Here is a 20,476-nt window from a genome sequence, read left to right as displayed (position 1 = left end):
CTTCGCGCGAACACCGGTGGCAGCGCCACGTGCCCCCGCGTGAGCGCCGTGTGCGGGCGGTGTGAGCGGCGGTAGCCAAGGTGGCTTCAGCGAACGAGAACACAGGGGGTTTGCCATGTATGACGCAGTAGTCGTGGGTGCCGGGCCGGTCGGTCTGTTCCTGGCCTGCGAGCTCGGACTCGGCGGCAGTTCGGTCCTGGTGCTCGAACGGGAGCCCGAACCGGGTTCCCAGTGGCGGACGGCGCCGCTCGGCATGCGGGGACTGTCGGCCACGTCGATCGAGGCGTTCCACCGGCGCGGGATGTTGTCTCCGCTGATGGCGACATCGGACATCCACGCCCGGCCCAGCGAAGAGCGGCCGAGCGCAGCGGGCCACTTCGCCGGAATGATGCTCGATCCGGCGATGATCGACGTCGACGCACTGCCGTACTGGCTGCCCAACTCGCTGCCCGGCGGCATGATGACCAACCTCGACGCGATTGAAGCGGTGCTGTCCGAACGAGCGGCCAAGCTCGGCGTCGAAATCCGGCGCGGGGTCGAGGTTTCCGGCGTTGAGCAGCACGAAGACGGCGTGGTGGTGCGAGCGGGCGAGCAGGAGTACGCGGCGCGCTGGGGGGTCGGCTGCGACGGCGGGCGCAGTGTCGTGCGCGGGCTGGCGGGTTTCGAATTCGTCGGTACCGAACCGCAGTTCACCGGCTACACCATGCTCGTCGACCTCGCCGATCCCGAGAAGCTGAGCCCGGGATTCAGCCTGACTCCGAACGGGATGTACGTCCAGATGCCCACGCCGGGACACCTCGGCGTGCTGGACTTCGACCGCGGCGCGTTCGACCGCACACAGAAGCCGAGTCTCGAGCACCTGCAGGCCGTGTTGCGCCGGGTGTCCGGCACCGACGTCACGCTGACCGGCGTCCGTCTCGTTTCGACGTTCACCGATCGCGCGATGCAGACCACGACGTATCGGCGCGGCCGCGTGCTGCTCGCCGGCGACGCCGCGCACATCCACTCCCCGCTGGGCGGCCAGGGACTCAACACCGGTATCAGCGACGCCTTGAACCTCGGGTGGAAGCTCGCGGCGGTGATCCGCGCGGAGGCACCGGAAGCGCTTCTGGACAGCTACACCCGCGAACGCCATCCCGTCGGTGCCTGGGTGCTGGATTGGACGCGTGCGCAGGCGGCGGCGATGCGGCCGGACGCGCACGGTCAGGCAGTGCAGGGTGTGCTCCGCGACCTGCTCACCACTCGCGACGGCACGACCTATGTGTACGGGAAGATGTCTGGCGCGTCGCTCCGCTACGACCTCGGCGACGAGCATCCGCTGATCGGTCGTTACGCCCCGGATTTCCAGCTGGCAAACGGGATTCGCCTCGGGGACCTGATGCAGGACGGCGGTGGCGTCGTCCTCGACTTCACCGCTGACCAGCGTCTGCGCGAGGCAGCGGGCCAGTTGCATTACGCGGCCGGTGCGGCGCAGGAAGACTTCGGACTGGGCGCCGCACTCGTTCGTCCGGACGGCATCGTCGCATGGGCGGGAGACCGCGAATTTTCCCAGGAATCGTTCGCTCAGGCCAAAACTCAGTGGTTCGGTGCAAACTAAGAGCGGGCATACTGTTCACCGGCGATTCGATCACCGATTCCCAGCGAAACGAGCGAGTCGACCTGGACCCGAAAATCCAGGCAGTGCGCGAACATGCCCGCAAATACTACGCACATTTGCTCGCCGCGGACGGCATGTTCGCCGAAGCGTGGCTGCGCCTGGTCGCCTGACTATCGCCGAGTTCCTTGCTGTGCCTCGAGATTCGCCCGGTACGCAGATCGTTCCGGCTGGTCCGAGTGCAACGCGCGATCGTCTCGGACCAGCCGCCGGATGCGGTTGAGGACCGGCTCCGGGGTAACCCCCGCGGCCGCCGCGAGCAGGCCGACATAGCCAGGAACGGCGATTTCGCCGCGGCGGTTGCGCACCGAATCGACGACCGCGCTGGCGACGTCTTCCGGCTGCACCTTCGGGATCGGCCGCATGTCGAGGCCGGAGGCGAGTGCGGTGTCGACCGCCGAGGGCAGCACAGCGGTGAGGCTGACGCCCGCGTCCGCGAACTCCAAGCGGGTCGCGGCCGTCAGCCCCACCACGGCGAATTTGGTCGCGTTGTAGACGGCCAGTCCCTTGACCGGGAATTTGCCCGCCAGCGAAGCGACGTTGACGACGTGGCCGAAACCGCGTTCGACCATGCCGGGCAGCACCAGTTTCATCCCGTTGAGAACGCCGCCGAGGTTGACGTCGATCTGCAGCCGGTCGGTGGCGTCGGCGAGTTCGAGGAATCCGCCGTTCGGCATGAGGCCGGCGTTGTTCACCAGCACGTGCAACGGTCCGTGGGCCTTCTCGGCCGCGGCGACGAAGGACGCGAACGAGTCGCGGTCGGCGACGTCGAGACGGTGCGCGGTGCCGCCGACCAGCTCGGCGGTCTCCTCAGCGGCCGTCTGGTCGAGGTCGCCGATCGCGACGTGCGCGCCCTTGCTCGCGAACAACTTGGCGACCGCGCGGCCGATCCCGGCGCCTCCGCCGGTGATCGCGACCGACGCGCCGTCGAGGGCAATTTTCGGGTAGGTCATCGGATCGCTCCTTGGTCGATGGCGGCGCGCACGCGCGGCGGGGTCAGGGTGCGGCAGGCGCGGAGCACGTCGGCGCGGCGGCGCAGGTCCATGAAATTCGGGCCCATGACGTCGAGTTCGGCCTGGCCGGGTTCGATCCGGAGCACGCGGATTCCGGCGGCGCGGAGCTGCTTGACCTCTGCGTCAACACGCCGGGTCATCGCGCGCCGGGCGAGTCGTTCGACTCGCGCGAAGCCGCGGCCGGGCGCGCCGCCGGACGTGGACATCGGCGGGATCAGCACGACCTCCTCGACCCCGGCCGGGATGACGAGATCGGCGGACGTCGGCGAGACGGTGCCGCCGTCGACGTACGGGCGGCCGTTGACAGCGACCGGCGGGAACCAGCCCGGAATGGCCCAGGACGCGGCAATCGCGGTGCCGAGCTGGATCCGCCGCGAATCCCCGAACGCGACCCGTTCCCCCGTGCGGAGATCGGCTCCGACCAGCCAGGTCCGCGGGTGCTCGACCCAGCCTTCGGCATTGGCCAATGCGGCGCCGAGGTCGCGCAGCCATCCAGCGTCGCCACGTCCTCTCGGCAACGCTCCGGCCAGCCCGGCCAGCAGGTCCACCCGGCCGCGCAATGCCGCGGCGGTGAGTCCGAGACCAGGCCAAACCGGGGTCGGCAACGGCGGCAGCATGCCCGGATGCCGAGCGAGATGGTGCACGACGCGGTCGTCGGCGGGCTCGCCGTGCAGCGCGGCCATGATCTCGCCGACCCCGATGCCGGAGCCGAGGAACGCCGCCATCTCCGCGCCCGCCGAGGTGCCGACCAGGACGTCGGCTTCGCGCGCGTCCCATCCCAGCTGGGCCTCGACCGCAGCGAGGGCAACGGCGGTCCAGGCGAAGCCGAGCGTGCCGCCACATCCGAGCACCAGTGCGCGTTTGGTCATCGATCCACCTCTGCGGAATCGCGTGTCAGTGGCGGAACCGTATGTCATTTCTGCGGGCGGGGCAATACCGGTCAGACGAGGCCGGCGCTGCTGACGACCTTGTTGCGGCCGGTGTTCTTCGCGATGCACTTCCACGCCGAGCCGGGCGACGGATGACGAGCAGCGGCGGCAGGACCCAGAGAGCCAGCTCGGCCATGGTCGTCACGGCGAGCGCGGTCAGGACGCCGAGGCAGCGGGTCGCGGCTTCGAGTGCGAAGGCGAGAAGGTCACAGCCGTCCGCCCACCACTTGCCCGGCCAGCGCGTTTTACCTGACAGCTGTTTCGCCAGGCGATGAAGCTGACGCCGAAACAGCCCGACCGGGCAGGACTTGTCAGTGACTGAAGGGAGTCAACGGATCCCAGAGTTCCGCGCAGTGGTGCTGGCGCGGGATCTCCGTCGTGAGCTGGCTGTCGCCCGCTGCGTTGAGCGCCATCACCACCGGATTGTCCTTTGTGTACGGATCCCACTGCGGTGCACCGTCCACCGTGGGGTTTCCGGTGCGTGCGAAACCTGACCACTGGGTCAGCAGCTGGTCGGCGAGCGCCTGCTGGTTGGGCGTCAGCTGGACGCCGTTCGGGAACATCAGCAGCCATTCGGCGACGTGGTAGGCGCCGTTGGGTTTGGCAGGGTCGACGAAGAATTGCGGCGGGATATCCGTGTCGTCGACCTGGTAGGCGAAGACCGGGAGGCGCCGCGAGAGCCGTTCGTCGTTGATCAGTGCGGGGCAGACCGAGTTGGAGTCGGCGACGGCGGTCCGGTAGGCAAGGAACGGGGCCGGCGCGGGGTATCGTTTCAGCGGATAGGTCTTGCGGACCTCGTCGGCGTGCTTTCCGTACTGCTGCTTCATGAATTTGTCGTAATCGGCGGCGGTCTCAGCGAACGGCAGTTGAGTTTCGTCGCGATCGACGCCGTGCATCAGCGCTACGTGATTGACGTGTCCGGTGTCGAAAGCTTCGGCGGGCGACATCGGCAGCGTGACCCCGTCGACGATCGGTGCGACCGTGCCGTTGTCCGGGTTTCGCCCGTGATCGGCCTGTTTGAGCACAGCCGACGCGGACAGTGCGCGCAGACAAGCAGCGGTGGAACAACCCAGCGCCTTGGCGAATCGCTCGCCCTTGTGCCGCGCTTGTTTCTCGGTGGGCAATTGTGATTTGCAGTCCTGTGTTTGCCAGATGATGTCGGCGCCGAGCAGCGAGTTGTACTCTCCGCTTTGGCTGATCCCGCGCTGGAACAGCCCCGCCGAGCCCGGCGACGCGGTGTGGGCGCAAACGCTCGAACCGCCCGCGGAATCGCCGTAAATCGTGACGTTGTGCGGGTCGCCGCCGAACTTCGCGATGTTGCGTTGCACCCAACGGAGCGCGGCTTGCTGGTCCTGAAGACCGTAGTTCCCGGCGTGCGCACCGAAGGATTCATGCGCGAGGAAGCCGAAAATTCCGAGCCGGTAGTTGAACTCCACGCTGACGACGTGCCCCGCGGTCACGAGACGGCTCGCGTCCGTCGGCTTCCACAACAGGAATCCGCCGCCGTGGATATGCACCATCACCGGAAACGGACCGGGACCCGCGTTGGCCGGCGTGCGCACGGTCAGATTGAGGCAATCCTCGTTGTCCGACCCAGGACCAGTGCCGGGCGGCTGCGGACACTCGCTGCCCTCCGCGGTCGCGGCGAACGGCTCAGTCCAGTGCGCGGGCCGCTGCGGCGGCGCCCAGCGCAACTCGCCGACCGGCGGCGCACCATAGCGAATCCCTTGCCACGACTTGATCTCCGCGTTCGCGACCCCGCACACCGGGCCGTCGTCGGTGGTGACCGTCGTGTCCGGGGAACACGCTGGCGCGCCCACCTTGGCGGCCAGCGCCGCCGATCCGGCCACCGACATCACCACCCCGACGACAGCCGCCAGGACAGCGGGCACCTTCCCGTCGAATCTCATCCGTCCTCCTTCGCTCCCGCCTGGCCGGGGAGGCCGAACGAACGACGAGCAGCAACCACGCACGAACAGGCGGTTTACCGGCATGGGCTCGACCGATGACCGACTGCGGGCCATCGCCGCGGGAACGCGTCCCGGGTGCCTCCAGTCTGGCCGCCGCGCGAGGAGGCACAACCTCCGTTCGGGCGCGCGAAAGGTGTCAAATTCCCGGGGACGATGGTCTTTGTCAGGGATCAAGCCGCCCTGAGGAACTCCGCCTCGGCCACCGCGCGCAACTCCCGTACCAATTCGCGCACCGCAAGGGATTGCGCACCGGCGTAGGTGGCTACGTACCCGATTCGCCGAGTAGGCGGGTCGGAGATCGGGATAACGGCGACGCCCGGCGGAGTGGCGGCGAGGGTGAGTTTCGGCAGGATCGCCATGCCGATCCCTTGCGCCACCATGGAAAGGACCACGCCGTCGTCGGCGACCTCCATTTTCGCTGACGGCAACCAGTCCTGCCGGGCCCACCAGGATCGGGTGTAGGAGGAGCAGTTTTCCGGCCAGTCGAGCAGCGGCAGGCCGCGCGGATCGGGCTGATTGCCCGGGTTGACCAGGAAATACGGCTCCCGGAACAGTTCACCGGCGACCAATCCGGCGGGCGGGGTTTCGTCCTCGCCGAGGGTCGCGACGGCGACGTCCGCGCGTCCGTCGGCGACCTCGCCCGCGGTGCCGCGGCCCAGTTCGGGGACGATCAGCACCTGCGGGTGCAGGCCGGAATGCTTGGCGGTCAAGCGTTCCAGCGCCGCGGGCAAGAGATGTGCTGCGGCACTGCGGAAAGCGGCGATTCGCAGCGGACCGGCGAGGGATCCGGCGGCCGCACCCCGAGCTTCGGCGCGGAGAACGTCGAGTTGGCGCAGGATCAGCCGGGCGTGCACGAGTGCGCGGGCACCGGCCGCGGTGGGACGGGCGCCGGTTCGGCCGCGGTCGAAGAGGACGGCGCCGACCTTGCGTTCGCAGGTCCGGACTGCGTGCGAGACCGCGGACTGAGTCAGGCTCAGCTCGGCGGCAGCGGCGGTGAAGCTGCCGGTGCGCTCCACCGCGAGCAGCAGGCGCAACTCGCCCGGCGTGAGGTCGACAGCATCCATGCGGCCAGCCTAGCCGTAACCATGAGCAGGATTCATGGATTGGCGCGGTCCATCGATCCGGAGGTCTGCCCGAGCGGCTTCGGCGCACTTAAGTTGCTGGTCAGAGCCAACTAAGGAGATCACGTGTCCCTGACCGCCGTCCGCCAGGTCCGCCGCCCCGAGGGTGCGCCGAGCGCCGCCGACTTCGAGTTCGTCACCCAGCCGCTGCCGGACCTCGCCGACGGACAGGTGCTGGTCGAGAACCGCTACCTGTCCGTCGATCCGTACATGCGCGAGTTCATGGAATGGGGTGGCTGGGAACTCGGCGCGGGACTGGAGGGCCGCACGATCGGCGAGGTGGTCGAGTCGAAGGAGCCGAAGCTGCCGGTCGGCACGACGGTGTTCCATCGGCACGGCTGGGCAACCCACGCGGTCGTCACCACCGCCGATGTCCGGACGATCACGCCCGCGGATGGCGTTCCGCTGAGCGCCTACCTCGGCGTTCTTGGCGGGACCGGGCTCACCGCGTACGTCGGGCTCACTCGGATCGCGCAGGTCCGGCCCGGTGACGACGTGTTCATCTCCGCGGCGGCCGGTGCGGTGGGCAGCGCGGCCGGGCAGATCGCGCGACTGCTCGGCGCGGGACGGATCGTGGGCAGCGCCGGGTCAGCGGCGAAGGTCGAGCACCTGACTCGCGACCTCGGTTTCGACGCCGCCTTCAACTACCACGACGGTCCGGTCACCGATCTGCTCGCGAAAGCGGCTCCGGACGGAATCGACGTGTACTTCGACAACGTCGGCGGCGATCACCTGGCCGCCGCGATCGATGTCCTTCGCGAGCGCGGCCGGGTCGCCTGGTGCGGTTCAGTCGCGCAGTACAACAGCCTGCGCACACCGCCGAGCGCGCCGCGCAATCTGTTCGACGTGGTCGGGAAAAGCCTTCGGATCGAAGGGTTTCTGGTGCGCAATCACCTCGACGCGCGCGAAGAGTTCGAGGAGTTCCTGATCCCGCACGTCCGCAGCGGGCGGGTGCTCGTGAACGAGACTGTGGCAGAAGGGTTTTCCAGCATCGTGGACGCGTTCATCGGGATGCTGCGCGGGGCGAACGTCGGGAAAATGCTGGTCCGGATCTGACCGATGGGAGGGGGCTGAATGAGCCCCCTCCCGGGCCAGAATCTCAATCGCGCCAACGGTTGTTGAGGAAGGCGTCGTCGTCCTCGTCGTCTTCCACCGGACGCGGGCGGCGCGCCGGACGACGCGGCGCCTCGCTCCGCAGCGCGGGCTGATTCGGAGTCACCGCGAACGGGGACGCCGAACCGGGCTCGTTGCCGAACTCGTCGGAATCGAACGCCGAGGGCGGTTCGGTGCTCGGCCGGTCCGTGCTCCACCCGGACTTGGTCTTGCGCTTCCCCATCTCCCGCCGGTGCTGGACGTACCGTTCGGCCGCCTGCACCTGCTTGGTCATGTACTCCTGGGACTGCGCCTTGATCTCCTCGGCCTTCTGCTCGCGCAGTGCCCTGCGGTCGGCCTGCTCCCGGACCAGCGCGTCCAGTTCGGCCTTCATCGCGGCGGTTTCGCTCATGCGTGCCTCCTACCTGGTCCGGATGATCGGCGCGTCGTCGTCATCGTCGAGTGAACCAGTGATCCGGCTGGCAGGCTCCGCGAGGTTGTCGAAGACCGCGCCCTCCACGCGGTACGCCGCGCGCCGCTCGGTCTCGCCGCCTCCGCCACCGCCGCCGTGGCCGCCGCCCATCGCGCCCATGCCGGGCATCCCGGAGCCGCCGGACTGACCCGGTTGACCGGAGTGGTCACCCGCGGGCTGCGAGAACCCGCCGCCGGTGTGGGTGCCGGCTACGGGCGTGTTGTCGACGCCGACCATGGGCGCGCCGTGCAGCGGAGCACTCGGAGCGCCGGCGGGCACGCCCGGACCTCCGCTGTGCGACATCTCCGGACCGGGACCGCCCTCAATCGGATGCCCAGGAGCCCCGCTCGGTACGCCGTGGTGCAACGGCTGGGCCGGACCGCCCGCGTGGTGCCCTGGGGCGTCCGAACCCGAGGTCCCGGGGCCGCCTCCGGCCGGATCCCCTGCCGGGTGTCCGCCCAGCGGGTCGCCGGTGTGCGAGATCTCCGGACCCGGGCCGCCCTCGATCGGATGCCCGGGGTGGCTGCTGGGCGAGGCGCCGCCATGCCCGTTGCCGTCGGGTCCCTTGTGATCGCCGCCGGGACCGTCGCCCGCGTGCTGCCTGCCGGTGCCGTCGCCGGGCATCTCCGGACCGTGGTCGATCGGACGCGTGTGCTGCGGCTTGTCTTCCTCGCCGAGCGTGTACGTCGTCGGGTTGCCCTTGCCGTCGTCGACCGTGACGACAGTCGGCCCGTTCGGCCCGTCCGGACGCTCCGCGGTGATCTTCGTGTCGCCGTCGCGGAGGTGGATCTTTCCGTCCGGACCGGGGTGGTGGACCTGGTCGCCGTGCTGGCCGGCTCCGCCGTCGTGCGCGGACTTGTCGTCGGACCAGTCGATCTTGAAGTCCTTGACGTTCCCGGAGCCCTCGCCGATCTTGATGTCCATCTTGCCGTCGTGGTCCGGCTCGGACATTTCGAAGGTCTTGTCGCCCTGCTTGACCTTCAGGACATCGCGGCCGTCCTCGTCGGGCTTGCCGTCGTGGTTCTTGTCTTCACCCGGCTTGCCGTCGTGCCCCTTGCCGTCGTCGTCGGGCTTGCCGTCGTGATTCTTGTCCTCACCCGGCTTGCCGTCGTCGTCCGGCTTGCCGTCGTGGTTTTTGTCCTCGCCGGGCTTGCCGTCTTCGCCGCCGGGACCGCCGTCGGCGGGGTCGGTCTTGATCGGCGGGCCGTCCACCGGACCGCCGCCGCCGGAACCGCCGCCGCCCTTGTCGCCGGGGCTCTTGTCGTCGCCGGGAACCTTGTCGTCAGGGCCCTTCCCGTCCGGACCCTTCCCGTCTGGGCCTTTGCCGTCGCCGGTCGAACCGGGTTCGCCGCCGCCGGGTCCGCCGAGGGAGCCGCCGCCGTGGCTGCCCTGCGAGTCCTTCTTCAGCGCGTCCATCGCGGCCTCGGCCTTTTGCTTGGCCTCCGCCTGCGCCTTCTGCTTGGCCTCTTCCTCGGCCCGCTGCTTGGCCTCTTGCTCGGACTGGCCGTGGTCCCCGCCTCCGGAACCGCCGCCCGACGGGCCACCCGAACCCGACCCTCCGGAACCGGAACCGCCGGGATCGGTCTTGATCGGCGGGCCGTCCACCGGACCGCCGCCGCCAGTCCCGCCGCCGGGACCATCGCCCGAGCCGCCGCCGAGGGGGCCGCCACCAGGCGAATCCGACGGAACGTCGAGGTCGGGAACCTTCCCGCCGCCCCCGCCGGAACCACTGCCGGACCCGCCGCCCGAACCGGAACCGCCGCCGGTGCCGCCCCCAGTGCCGCCGCCGGAACCGCCGGGGTGGTCGCCCTGCGGCGTGTCCGAACCGGATCCGCCACCGGATCCGCCGCCATAACCGCCGCCGGGACCACCCTGGCCCCCGCCGTAGTTGCCGGAACCGCCCTGGCCACCGCCGTAGCCGCCGTTGCCGCCAGGCCCCTGACCGCCACCGCCAGGACCACCGCCGCCGGGCCCGCCAGGACCACCGGTGCCACCAGCCCCGCCGGCCCCGCCGTCCTTGGCGCCCTCGAACTTGTTCTTGATCTTGCCCATTTCCTTGTCAAGGGCGTCGTACGCCTTGTCGACGAGGTCCTTGGCGTCCTTGCAGGCCTTCTCGAACCCCTTGTAGATGGTGTCCCACATGTCGGGGTTGAACTGGTTCATGATCCACTGCTTGGCGAGGTCCTTGCCGTGGCTCTGGATCTCGTCGTCGTTGCAGCAGCCCTGGTCGTTGAGGGTGTCGACCAGGTTGGTGCCGAAGTTGTAGTCCATCCAGCCGGCGATCTGCGCCAGGTCGTCGACACTGCCGTGCTCGCCGTTGGCGACCGCGATGACCTTCTGCGCCATCGTGTAGTCGGCCTTGCCGACCTGGTCGCGGTACAGGGCGATGACCTGGTCGGCCTTCCCCTTGCACAGGTCGAACAGCGTCTTCGTGGTGTGCAGCGTCGCTTCGCTGGCGTGGCTGAGATCCTCGCCCAGCTTCGCGGCCTTCTTCTGGATGCTCTCGTTGTACCGGTCCGACGCCGCGTCGGCTCCCGCGCCGGTCCAGGTCCCGAAGAGGGTGCCCAGTTCGGTTCCGGTGTCGGTCAGCGTCGACTTCACGGTTTCCGAGCCGTGCTTGAAATGCATGGCGTCGTTGATGAAACCCTCGAAGCTGATCCCGCGCTGCTCGTCGAACGGACCGCGGATGTCCTTGTCGAGGTCGAGCTTGCGGGTGTTGCCCTTGCAGTCGTCGGGAAGCTTCTCGAGCAGCCCGCCGAAGGTCTCGAACACCCGCAGCGCGGCCGCCGCGGGGTCGAAGAGTTCATCGGAAGTCTTCGTGCCGGTGGCCGCGGCGTCCTTGCCCTCGCCGGGGGCGGGCGGCTGCTTCTTGTCGAGCTCGCCCTTGCCCTTGTCGACTTCCTTTTTCTTCTCGTCCTGGTTGTAGCTGGCCTGCTGGCCCTTCTGCCGGGCCTCTTCGTAGACCTGCTCGAGCGGCGGGGCGCCGCCCGGAGCCGCGAACGGGTCGTTCGGGATGGTGATGAACGTGCGCCCGTACGACTTGATGTACTTCGCGACGTCCTTGCCCTCGTCGCCCTCTGGATTCGGGTGTTCGTGGACCCACGCCCGAAGCAGGCCGTCCTTCAGCTCCGGCGGCACCGCCGAGTTGTCGAGGAGCTTCTTGACATCCGGCCACGTCTTCGGCTTGTTTTCGTCCGCCATCAGAGGATCCCGTCGACGCCGTTGCCGGTCTTGGTGATGGCGCCGGACTGGTTGTCCTCGTTCGTGCCGTAGGCAGACCCGGCGGTGCTGATGTTCGTGCCGAACGATTCGAGCGCCTTGCTGTAGCCGGAGAGCGCGCCCCACAGCTGTTTGGTTCCTTCGAGGTACTTGTCGGCGTGCGCCTGGTGCACCCGGCCGAACTTCTCCTTGGTCAGCTCGGAGGTTTCGAGGTCCGGATTGTCGTCAAGCAGCTTCTCCGCCAGGTCGCCGATCTTCTTCGACGCCTTCGACAACGCTTCGGTTGTCGCGGTGTACCCGCCCCCACCGCTCATTTCAGTGCTTCTCCTCAGCTCGGCAAGCTGTCAGTGCCTCCGCGAGCACAACCGCCACGGATTCCACGTCGGTAAACCGATCGAGCTCGTCCAGATCGATCGACACGTCGTAGTAGATCTCCAGCGCCGCGAGAAGCCGGATCCGGCCCTTCGAGTCGATGCCGAGCTCCTCCAGCGGAGCGTCGGGCACGACGAGGGCCGGGTCGAGCCGGAAGGTGTCGCTGACGACCTTCGTGACCTCGGCGCAGTGATCACCCACGGACGCCACCGTAACGCGCCTTGGCGGCGGAGCGGGCGACCTTTCCGCTGGAAGTGCGCGGAAGTCCGCCAGAAGGGACCAGGTGTACCGCACGGAGCGTGAGATCGTGCTCCCTCGACACCGCTCGCAGCACGGCCCTGGTCACGTCCTTGACCTCGGCTTCCGCTCCGCGAGCCCATTCCGCGACCACCATCGCGCCCTCGCCCTGTTCGTCGGCGACCCCGAACGCCGCGACCCGGTCACGCCGGATCGCCGGGTGTGCCTCGCCCGCCGCCGCCTCGAGGTCCTGCGGATGGAAGTTGCGGCCGTCGACGACGATCAGGTCCTTGAGCCTTCCGGTGACGTAGAGGTCGCCGCGGTGGAACACGCCGAGGTCGCCGGTGCGCAGCCAGCCGTCGAGCCCGTCGAGGACGCCGCCGAACGAGTCCGCGTCGCCGCGACCCCAGTAGCCGGACGCGACGTTCGGGCCGTGCACCCAGATCTCGCCGACCTCGCCTTCGGGCTGCTCGTGTCCGTCGTGGACGATCCGCACGAGCTGCCCGACCGGCCGTCCCACCGACATGACCGGCTGGCCATCCGGCGTTTCGACGGCGCGGCCCTGGGCAAGGGCTTCCCGGTCGAGCACCGCGCCGCGTGGGCCTTCCTCGCCCGCGCTCGCGACGTAAACCGTGGCCTCGGCCAGCCCGTACGACGGCCGATGCGCCTCGGCGCGGAACCCGCGCGGGCCGAACACCTCGTGGAACCGCTCGACCGTGCGCGGCCGGACCGGCTCGGCTCCGTTGAGCGCGACCCGGACGTCCGACAGGTCGAGGTCGTCCTCCGCGCCGACGTCAGCGGCCAGGTCGTAGGCGAAATTCGGGGCCGCGGTGAAGACGTCCGGATAGTCCGAAAGCTGGCGCAGCCACCGCTGCGGCCGGTGCACGAACTCCGCCGGCGACATGAACACCGACCGCCCGCCGACGTAAACCGGCAGGCACAGCAGCTGGATCAGGCCCATGTCGTGGAAGAACGGGATCCAGCCGGCACAGGTCGTCCGCTCGTCCGAGGCGTAGGCCTGGCTGGCCTGCCAGCAAGCCGCGACGATCGCCCGGTGCGGGATCACCGCGCCCGCCGGTTCGCGCGTCGATCCCGACGTGTACTGCAGGTAGGCGGGGCTTTCCGGATCTACGCGGACCGGGTCGGCGCCCGGTCCGGACAGTTCGTCGACCACCACGAGGTCGCCGGGATCGCTGAACTCGCGCACCTTCGCCGCGACGGCGGACGACGTCGCCCACACCCGCGCGCCGGAATCGGCGAGGACCCCGGAAAGCCGGTCGGACTGCGCGCGATTGCCGGGCAGCATCAGGGGAACGGCGACCATCCCGGCGGCGAGCGCACCGAAAAACGCCAGTGGATAAGCGAGTTCCTGTCCGGCGAGGATCGCGACGCGTTCGCCCGGTTCCGCGACCCGGCGCAATTCCCCGGCCACGATCCGGACCTTGGCGGCGAATTCCGTCCAGGTCAGGGTGTGCTCGACGCCGCGGTGGTGATCTTGGTGGGTGAACAGCGGCCGTTCGTCGTCCGCGCGGGCGAACAGCCGGTCCACGATCGAGTCGCGCATGACCTCGTCAGGCACGCTCGCAGACGTCCGGGACACGCAGCGCAACCTACTCGACTTCGCGACCGGCCCGCGAGCCCGGGCACGGAGAATTCACTCGCGTACCTTGGCGGCTCGGGATTCCAGATAGCGTCGCTCCGCGATACTCGCCGTCGCCTTCGCGGCCAGCCGGTAGTTCTCGTACGCGCCAGGCAGATCCCCGGCTTTCTCCAGCAAATGCGCCCGCACCGACAGCAGCCGGTGATGCCGCGCTATCCGTTCCTCACCGTCCAATGTGGACAACAGCGTGAGCCCGGCCCGCGGCCCCTCCGTTTCGGCGAGCGCGATCGCCCGGTTCAACGTCACCACCGGATTGGGCGCGATCCGTTCCAGGATCAGGTAAAGCGCGTGCACCTGCCGCCAGTTGGTCTCGTCCGCGGTGGCCGCGTCGGCATGCGTCGCGGCAATCGCCGCCTGCAGCTGATACGGGCCGAGCGCCGGACCGGCCAGCGACGCTTTCGCCAGCTCAGTGCCCTCCTCCAGCATCGCGCGATCCCACGTCGTGCGGTCCTGATCGGCCAGCGGAACCAGGTCGCCGGACGGCGTCGTTCGGGCCGTGCGGCGGGCATGGGTCAGCAGCATCAACGCGAGCAGACCGGTCACCTCGCTGTCGTCCGGCAGTCGCGCGTGCACCATCCTGGCCAGCCGAATCGCCTCGTGCGCCAGGTCTGCGCGGTGCAGATCGCTGCCCGACGACGCGGTGTAGCCCTCGTTGAAAATCAGGTAGAGCACCTGCAGCACGACGTTCAGCCGCTCCGGTTCCGCCGAACCCGGGAACGAGCTGCCCGCCGCCTTGATCCGCTGTTTGGCACGGCTGATCCGGGCAGCCATCGTGCCCTCCGGCACCAAAAACGCGCGGGCGATCTCAGCCGTCGTCAGACCGCCGACCGCGCGCAGGGTCAACGCGGTCTGCGACGCCGGGGTCAGCGCCGGATGGCAGCAGAGGAACAGCAAGAGCAGCGTGTCGTCGGTGTCGGGCACCTCGGGCGCGGCCTCGGCGGCGTTCGCCAGCTCGCGCTCGCGGCGCGCCTGGTCGCTGCGCAACTGGTCGACATAGCGCCGGGACGCGACCGTCGACAGCCAGCCGCGCGGATTGTTCGGCACGCCTTCGACCGGCCATTGCCGAGAAGCCGCGAGGACCGCCTCTTGCACGGCGTCCTCGCAGCCCTCGAACTGGCCGTACCGGCGCACCAGCACGCCAAGGACCTGCGGCACGAGCTCGCGCAGCAGGTCCTCGACGGAGGGGGCGGTCACGCGTCCAATTGTCCTTCCGAGAACATCACCTGGCGCACCTCGACGCCGAGCCCCTCGATCGCGGCGTCCGGGACCTGCGCGGCCAGCTCGATCGCCCGTTCCTTGCTCTCGACGTCGATCAGGTAGTAGCCGCCGAGGAACTCCTTGGACTCGAGAAACGGCCCGTCGGTCACCACCGGCTGCCCGTTGCGCACCGACACGACCGCGGCCTGCGACGGGTCAGCGAGCGCCTGTGCGGCGATCAGCTCGCCGGACTTCTTGGTCGACTCCATGAACGCGGTGACGCCGTTGCCGAGGGCTTCCTTCTCCTCGTCGGTCAGCGCGTCGAGAACGGACTGGTTGATGTGCAGGCTGATCAGGAACTTCATCGTCGTGCTCCTCGTGGTTTCGGGGTCTTTCGCGGAGTGGTCGGAGGCGCGGGCGGGTTCTGGACATGGACCTTATGTGACGCGCGTCACCATGATTCCGGGCGCACTATGAACGGCATGGAGACCGACGCCTGGGCCGCGCTGGCGAGTCCGTTCGTGGAAGGCGCGTACGCGACCGTCAAGGGCCGAGTCCGCACGTACGTCCTGCATCAGCAGCTCCTGACGCACCTGCCTCCGCCGCCGGCGACGGTACTCGACGTCGGCGGCGGGGCCGGACATCAGTCGTTTCCGTTGGCACGCCTGGGTTACGACGTCGTGCTGCTGGACTCGTCGGACGCGATGCTGTCGAAGGCGGAACAGCGCCTCGCTTCGGAATCAGCTGAGGTTCGCGAGCGCGTCCAGCTGGTGCGCAGCCGCGGCGAGGACGCGGTCGCGGCGGTCGCGGGCCAGAAATTCGACGCGGTGCTGTGCCACGGCGTGCTGATGTATGTGGACGATCCTGTGCCGATGATCGACGCGTTGTGCGCCTGCTCGGCACCGGGCGGGATCGTCTCGGTGATGGCGCTCAACGCCGAGACCTTGGCCGTCCTCCCCGCGCTGGAAGGGCGGTGGAGCGACGCGCTGACGGCGTTCGACGCGCAGGGCGAGCGAGGCGTCCTCGGCGTGGACACGCGCGCCGACACGGTCGCCGGGTTGTCGCAGCTGCTCATCGGACAGGGAGCCGAACCTCTTGCCTGGTACGGGGTTTGGCTGTTCGCCGACTGGATGGACCTGGATGTAGACGAGAGCCGGATCGGCGAGATCGCGGAGGTCGAACTGGAGGCCGCGCGACGAGATCCGTACCGGCGGCTCAGCCGCGTGTTCCATCTCGTCGCGCGGGCCTGATCTGTCCTATTTGGACGAGTCCCAGAACTCCGCGAGGACGCGCGCGCCCTGGACCGGGTCCTGCGTCATCCACCAGTGCCCGAGCCCCTCCAGCACCGCGACCTTCGCCCCGGCCCGCGCGGCCGCGCGGCGGCGTTGCTCGTCCGTGCCGACGAAGTGGTCCCCGGTCGCCAGCACGACGAGCCCCGGACGCTCGGCCGCGCGTTCGAGATCACGGCCGGCCTCCGCGAGCGCCGGCTGCGCCGCGGACCGGTAGAGCGGCAGCACCGCGCGGGCCATGTCGTCGTTCATTCCTTCGGCGACCTTGGCGGCCACCGCTTCGTGCATTCCGCCGCCGACCAGGCGCGCGGCCCGGGCTTCCACCGGCGCACCGAACATCGCCGCGACGGATTCCTCGCCGACGCCGGGTTGCTGCCACCCCTGGGCGAGGTCGTGCCAGACGTAGTCCTGGTCGAACGCGCCGGCCGCGTCGCTGACCCAGGTGCGCACCAATTCCGGACGGGCCATGACTGCGTTGACCACGTGCGCGCCGCCCCAGTCGTGGCCGACCAGGTCGACCGGTTCGGGGAACTTCTCCAGCTCGGCGATCAGCCAGTCGCGATACTCGACGGCCGTCGCGCCGAACCCCTCCGGCCACGGCGCGCCGAACCCGGGCGGCGACAGGCACACGGTCGGCCGATCGCCCAGCTCGGCAAGCAGGCGCTCCCACACCGCGGCGGTTTCCGGATTGCCGTGAACGAAAACTGCGGTCATCGGACTTCCTCCCTCTCGTCACTCCCACTCTACGCATACTTGCTTGTCAGCTGGCAAGTATGTTGTAGAGTTACTTCCCGTGACCACGCCCCGCCGCACTCAACAGCAACGCCGCGACCAGGCCTCGGCCGCTTTGCTGGAAGCCGCCGCCGAACTGGTCGTCGAGGAAGGCGTACGCGCCGTGACCTTGGCGCGCGTCGGCGAGCGGGCCGGATACAGCCGCGGCCTGGTCACCCACCACTTCGGCGGAAAACAGGCGTTGCTGGAACAACTCGCCCGCACCACGCAGACCGGTTTCGTCCCCGGTCTCGACACCCAGCCACCCGGCCTTGACCGGCTGCTGCGGCTGATCGACGGCTACCTCGCCCGGCTCAGCGAACCCGACGTGCTGAGCCGCGCTTTCCTCGTGCTGTGGGCGGAATCGATGACCGCACCGGAACTCGCCCCGATCTTCCGCGAACGCGACACCGCCTTCCGCGACGACCTGCGTCAGGAGATCGCCGCGGGTATCGCTGAAGGCACCATCCGCGCCGACATCGATCCGGAGCAGATCGCCGTCGCCATCGTCGGGCAACTCCGCGGCATCGCACTGCAATGCCTGCTCGACCCGGCCGCGGTGGAGCCGACCGAGCTGTGCCGCTGCGCCGTTGAAGTGTGGAAACGGGCACTGTCCTAGAGCTGCGTCGCGCCGCCAATTCCGTACCCGTGGTGCAGGTGGCGCCGAAGGCCAGGAACAACATCGCCGCCGCGACCTCCTCCGGCGCACCGAAGCGGGACATCGGATTGTCCGCGGCCATCTGGGCTTTCGTCGATCGCGAACAGGGATCGCCCTTGCCAGATCGTGGTCGCCGGCCGAGCAGGCGACGAGAACCCCTTGCTGCCGGACGTTCACCGGGCAGCGATCCGGCATTTTTCGGCTTGAACTGCGCATTCTTGGGTTTTATAGTAATTGCGTCTAGAGCATTAATGTCTAGTCGGCTTCCGCATTTCGGAGAACGTCACACAGACAGTGAGTGATCAGCTACTTTGTTAGCTGTCTGCATTTGATGACACCGAACATGGGGAGGGCTTCGCGTGTGGGAGGACGTCGAGTTCTCGATCTTTCATCCGTGGGAATCCCAGCCCCGCCAGGGCGGGTTCTCGCTGGATGTCGGCGCGGCGAAGGAGATCCTCCGGGACCTGCTGGAGTACCAGGACCGGCTTCTTTCCATGAAGCGCAAAGTCACCGCCCTGTGCGCGATGAAGCCGCCGTCGAAGGACCCGTCGACCACAGCGATGCACGTGGCGATGGTCGGCGACGGCAGCGGAAAGCTGGGCGCGTTCTCCTATGGAGGCGGGCACATCGACCTGCAATTGCGCTACGTCAAGGAGCTCGCCGACCGGATCCAGAAAGCACTCGCCGCGATCAACCAGAACGAACAGGGCCAGACCAAGTCCATCCAGAACGTCGACCCCGGCGCTCACTCCTCAGGAAAAATCGGATGAACCTGCGCACGACAGTCGCGGTGCTCGGCGTCGCCGTTCTCGCCGCCGGCTGCTCCACCCCCAAGGACGGCACCGCGACAACTTCGCCGCCGTCGACGCAGAGTCTGCCCTACGGCGGTGCACCCAAGGTCGAAAACCCGCTGCCGGACGACGTGCTCTCCGGCGATCCGTGCCAGGCGCTCACCCCGCAGCAGCTGACTGACCAGCTCGGTTCCGCGGTGCCGGGGAAGCCCGACACCTCCCCAGTCCGCGCCTGCGAATGGATCAGTCCCGGTACTCATGGATTCATCGGCCTGTCGTTCTTCGACAAGAACAACGACGGCCTCAGCAACGTCTACGTGAACGTCCGTCCGCAGATGAAGCGCTTCGATGCACTCCAGCCCATCCAAGGCTTCCCCGCCGTCGCCTACAGCACCCAGCCCGGCCCGAATTCCCCCACCTGTGACGTCAACGTCGGTGTCACCGACCGGCTGTCCTTCGCCGTCGAGGTCACCCCGGGTTCCAGCAAATATGGGAATGTCGATCCGTGCCCGCTCGCCGCGGATGTGGCCAACGACGTCATCACCACGTTGAAGCGGAAGTCCGGGCGGTGACATGAAATTCTGGGAGCCGATCAAGCAATATCTCGACCAGCACCAAGAACTGACGGTGCCGATCGAGGTCATCGTCGAGCAAGTGCAGGCGTCCGAACCCAGCGGCTGGGGCGAAGGCGCGACCATGGCGCGTGAACTGGCCACCGAGCAGGAAACGCTGAGCCAGGACCTCTCCGGAACGTTGACGAAGCTCGAATCCTCCTGGACCGGCCAAGGCGCGGATCTCGTCGCCGAACGGCTGCGTAAAGTGCGCGCCTCGGCGGTCGATGCGCAACAAGCCTTCGCGGCCAACGAAAACACGCACGCCACCGGCATCGCCATGCACGAAAACCTGCGGAATCAGCTGACGTCGATCCCGCCCGCGCCCACCGCCAGCCCGACGCCCGCGATCGGGCTGATGAACGCGGACGTCATGTCCAAGCTCATCGAGCACGACAGCGCGCAGCAGAAAAACCTTGACACGTACGAGAAATTCACCTCGGACAGCCAGGGCAACACCCAGCAGCTGAAGGTCGACTACGGCACGATCGGCGCTTACGACGGCGGCGACGTCACCATCCAGCAGCATCCCTCCACCGAGCCGAAGCCCCAGCCCGGACCGGCCGCTCCCGGCGATCAGCCTCACGCACCGGGCGGCGTCGGCACGACATTCAGTCCTGGAACTGCCCACACCAGCACTTCACCGCACAGCAGCTCAGCCGGGAACACACTGCCTGGCAGCGGAAACGACCACACCAGCACCTCCGGCTACACGCCGCCTGCCTCGGGTTCGGACGTGGACACCCCGTGGCGCGGCGGAACAAGAACCCCTCCGGTACCGGGCGCGGGGAACGAATTCGGTGTCACGCCCATCAGCGGACCCGGCGACGGACGTCTCGGCGGCATCTCAGAACGCCTCGGCGGTGGTTCCGGACGGCCTGGCAGCGGCTCCGGACGGTCCGGCGCCGAGGGCGGCCCCGGACGCCAAGGAGCCGGCAAACCCGGCGGCAGTTCGGGACGGCTGGGTGGTGAGGCAGGCCCGCGCTCCGGAGCGGGCGCGAGCGAAGGCGCGGCTTCCCGGGTCGCCGGGGAACGCGGTGCACCCGGCAGAAAGGGCCTGTCCGGCGCGGCGGCGCCCGGGGCCCAACGTGGCAAGAAAGAAGAAGACGAGGAGCATGAACGCAAGTACGTTCTTGATGTAGACCTCTTCGCCGACGAGGGCACCGCCGTCGACCCCGAAACCGGCATGCGTCCGACCCCGCCGACGCTCGGGGCGTAAGGACCGCTGCCACAGCGACCCGTCGGTCAGCCAGATCCCGGCAGCGGTCACCGGGAGCGACGACAGCCGCGGTCCCCGTGCCCCGGTTCCGCCTCGCCGCCGTCGACAAACACGTCCCGGCAAGCGGATTCCGCCTCGCTGCTGTCAACAAACACTTCCCCGCGAGCAGGTTCCACCCCGCAGCCATCAACAAACGCCGTC

Annotated in this window: 20 protein-coding genes; 8 read left to right on the top strand and 12 right to left on the bottom strand. The window is 68.8% G+C overall.

Going from position 1 to position 20,476, the window contains the following annotated elements; all coding sequences use genetic code 11:
* Nucleotides 1-115: 115 nt before the first annotated feature.
* Entirely contained in the window at nt 116-1,597 is a 1,482-nt protein-coding gene (locus tag H4281_RS27625; protein WP_182893821.1) for an FAD-dependent oxidoreductase, read from the top strand.
* Nucleotides 1,579-1,767 carry a hypothetical protein gene (locus H4281_RS45230; protein ID WP_220507875.1) on the top strand — a complete coding sequence of 63 codons (189 nt, stop codon included), beginning with the start codon at nt 1,579-1,581 and terminating at the stop codon, nt 1,765-1,767. Before H4281_RS27625 ends, H4281_RS45230 begins: the two co-directional genes overlap by 19 nt.
* On the opposite strand, the gene H4281_RS27615 is transcribed toward H4281_RS45230, so the two are convergent.
* The 4 genes from H4281_RS27615 to H4281_RS27600 form a co-directional block, all read right to left on the bottom strand.
* Nucleotides 1,768-2,607 carry an SDR family oxidoreductase gene (locus tag H4281_RS27615; RefSeq protein ID WP_182893820.1) on the bottom strand — a complete coding sequence of 280 codons (840 nt, stop codon included), beginning with the start codon at nt 2,605-2,607 and terminating at the stop codon, nt 1,768-1,770.
* A complete protein-coding gene (locus tag H4281_RS27610; protein WP_182893819.1) occupies nt 2,604-3,536 on the bottom strand; it encodes a patatin-like phospholipase family protein in 933 nt (310 codons plus the stop codon). The genes H4281_RS27615 and H4281_RS27610 overlap by 4 nt, the downstream gene beginning before the upstream one ends.
* A gap of 371 nt (nt 3,537-3,907) precedes the next feature.
* Nucleotides 3,908-5,506, bottom strand: a complete 1,599-nt coding sequence (locus tag H4281_RS27605; protein WP_182893818.1) for a carboxylesterase/lipase family protein — start codon at nt 5,504-5,506, stop codon at nt 3,908-3,910.
* A gap of 230 nt (nt 5,507-5,736) precedes the next feature.
* On the bottom strand, nt 5,737-6,630 hold the full coding sequence (locus tag H4281_RS27600) for a LysR family transcriptional regulator (RefSeq protein ID WP_182893817.1): 894 nt from the start codon (nt 6,628-6,630) through the stop codon (nt 5,737-5,739).
* A 123-nt stretch (nt 6,631-6,753) separates the two neighbouring features.
* Here H4281_RS27600 and H4281_RS27595 point away from each other — a divergent pair, with 123 nt between their 5' ends.
* Nucleotides 6,754-7,743: an NADP-dependent oxidoreductase gene (locus H4281_RS27595; RefSeq protein WP_182893816.1), complete on the top strand. Its 990-nt coding sequence runs from the start codon at nt 6,754-6,756 to the stop codon at nt 7,741-7,743.
* Nucleotides 7,744-7,786: 43 nt separating this feature from the next.
* On the opposite strand, the gene H4281_RS27590 is transcribed toward H4281_RS27595, so the two are convergent.
* The 7 genes from H4281_RS27590 to H4281_RS27560 all read right to left on the bottom strand — a co-directional run bounded on the left by H4281_RS27590 (nt 7,787) and on the right by H4281_RS27560 (nt 15,301).
* Nucleotides 7,787-8,191: a hypothetical protein gene (locus H4281_RS27590; protein WP_182893815.1), complete on the bottom strand. Its 405-nt coding sequence runs from the start codon at nt 8,189-8,191 to the stop codon at nt 7,787-7,789.
* A 9-nt stretch (nt 8,192-8,200) separates the two neighbouring features.
* A complete protein-coding gene (locus H4281_RS27585; protein ID WP_182893814.1) occupies nt 8,201-11,452 on the bottom strand; it encodes a WXG100 family type VII secretion target in 3,252 nt (1,083 codons plus the stop codon).
* Entirely contained in the window at nt 11,452-11,784 is a 333-nt protein-coding gene (locus H4281_RS27580; protein ID WP_037807383.1) for a hypothetical protein, read from the bottom strand. Before H4281_RS27580 ends, H4281_RS27585 begins: the two co-directional genes overlap by 1 nt.
* A 1-nt stretch (nt 11,785) precedes the next feature.
* On the bottom strand, nt 11,786-12,043 hold the full coding sequence (locus H4281_RS27575; protein ID WP_182893813.1) for an acyl carrier protein: 258 nt from the start codon (nt 12,041-12,043) through the stop codon (nt 11,786-11,788).
* A complete protein-coding gene (locus H4281_RS27570; protein WP_182893941.1) occupies nt 12,036-13,643 on the bottom strand; it encodes a fatty acyl-AMP ligase in 1,608 nt (535 codons plus the stop codon). Before H4281_RS27570 ends, H4281_RS27575 begins: the two co-directional genes overlap by 8 nt.
* A 90-nt stretch (nt 13,644-13,733) precedes the next feature.
* Nucleotides 13,734-14,933, bottom strand: coding sequence for an RNA polymerase sigma factor (locus H4281_RS27565; protein WP_182893812.1), 1,200 nt, complete (start codon nt 14,931-14,933; stop codon nt 13,734-13,736).
* The gene (locus H4281_RS27560; protein WP_182893811.1) at nt 14,930-15,301 is read right to left on the bottom strand and encodes a YciI family protein; all 372 of its coding nucleotides are present in this window, start codon (nt 15,299-15,301) and stop codon (nt 14,930-14,932) included. The genes H4281_RS27565 and H4281_RS27560 overlap by 4 nt, the downstream gene beginning before the upstream one ends.
* A 117-nt stretch (nt 15,302-15,418) precedes the next feature.
* Between H4281_RS27560 and H4281_RS27555 the strand changes: the two genes are divergently transcribed.
* Nucleotides 15,419-16,186, top strand: a complete 768-nt coding sequence (locus H4281_RS27555; protein WP_220507874.1) for a methyltransferase — start codon at nt 15,419-15,421, stop codon at nt 16,184-16,186.
* 6 nt (nt 16,187-16,192) lie between these two features.
* On the opposite strand, the gene H4281_RS27550 is transcribed toward H4281_RS27555, so the two are convergent.
* Nucleotides 16,193-16,939 (bottom strand): alpha/beta fold hydrolase, encoded by a 747-nt coding sequence (locus tag H4281_RS27550; RefSeq protein WP_182893809.1) that lies wholly within the window; start codon nt 16,937-16,939, stop codon nt 16,193-16,195.
* 79 nt (nt 16,940-17,018) lie between these two features.
* Between H4281_RS27550 and H4281_RS27545 the strand changes: the two genes are divergently transcribed.
* The 4 genes from H4281_RS27545 to H4281_RS27530 all read left to right on the top strand — a co-directional run bounded on the left by H4281_RS27545 (nt 17,019) and on the right by H4281_RS27530 (nt 20,275).
* Nucleotides 17,019-17,615 carry a TetR/AcrR family transcriptional regulator gene (locus tag H4281_RS27545; RefSeq protein ID WP_182893808.1) on the top strand — a complete coding sequence of 199 codons (597 nt, stop codon included), beginning with the start codon at nt 17,019-17,021 and terminating at the stop codon, nt 17,613-17,615.
* Between the two features lie 398 nt (nt 17,616-18,013).
* Nucleotides 18,014-18,424, top strand: coding sequence for a hypothetical protein (locus H4281_RS27540; RefSeq protein WP_182893807.1), 411 nt, complete (start codon nt 18,014-18,016; stop codon nt 18,422-18,424).
* Entirely contained in the window at nt 18,421-19,017 is a 597-nt protein-coding gene (locus H4281_RS27535; protein WP_182893806.1) for a DUF3558 domain-containing protein, read from the top strand. Before H4281_RS27540 ends, H4281_RS27535 begins: the two co-directional genes overlap by 4 nt.
* A gap of 1 nt (nt 19,018) precedes the next feature.
* Nucleotides 19,019-20,275 (top strand): hypothetical protein, encoded by a 1,257-nt coding sequence (locus H4281_RS27530; protein WP_182893805.1) that lies wholly within the window; start codon nt 19,019-19,021, stop codon nt 20,273-20,275.
* The last annotated feature ends 201 nt before the right edge of the window (nt 20,276-20,476 follow it).

It is taken from the genome of Amycolatopsis dendrobii, assembly GCF_014145675.1.
Lineage (GTDB): Bacteria > Actinomycetota > Actinomycetes > Mycobacteriales > Pseudonocardiaceae > Amycolatopsis > Amycolatopsis dendrobii.
Note: the sequence above shows the minus strand (reverse complement) of the source record. Positions and strands in the feature narration are given on the sequence as shown.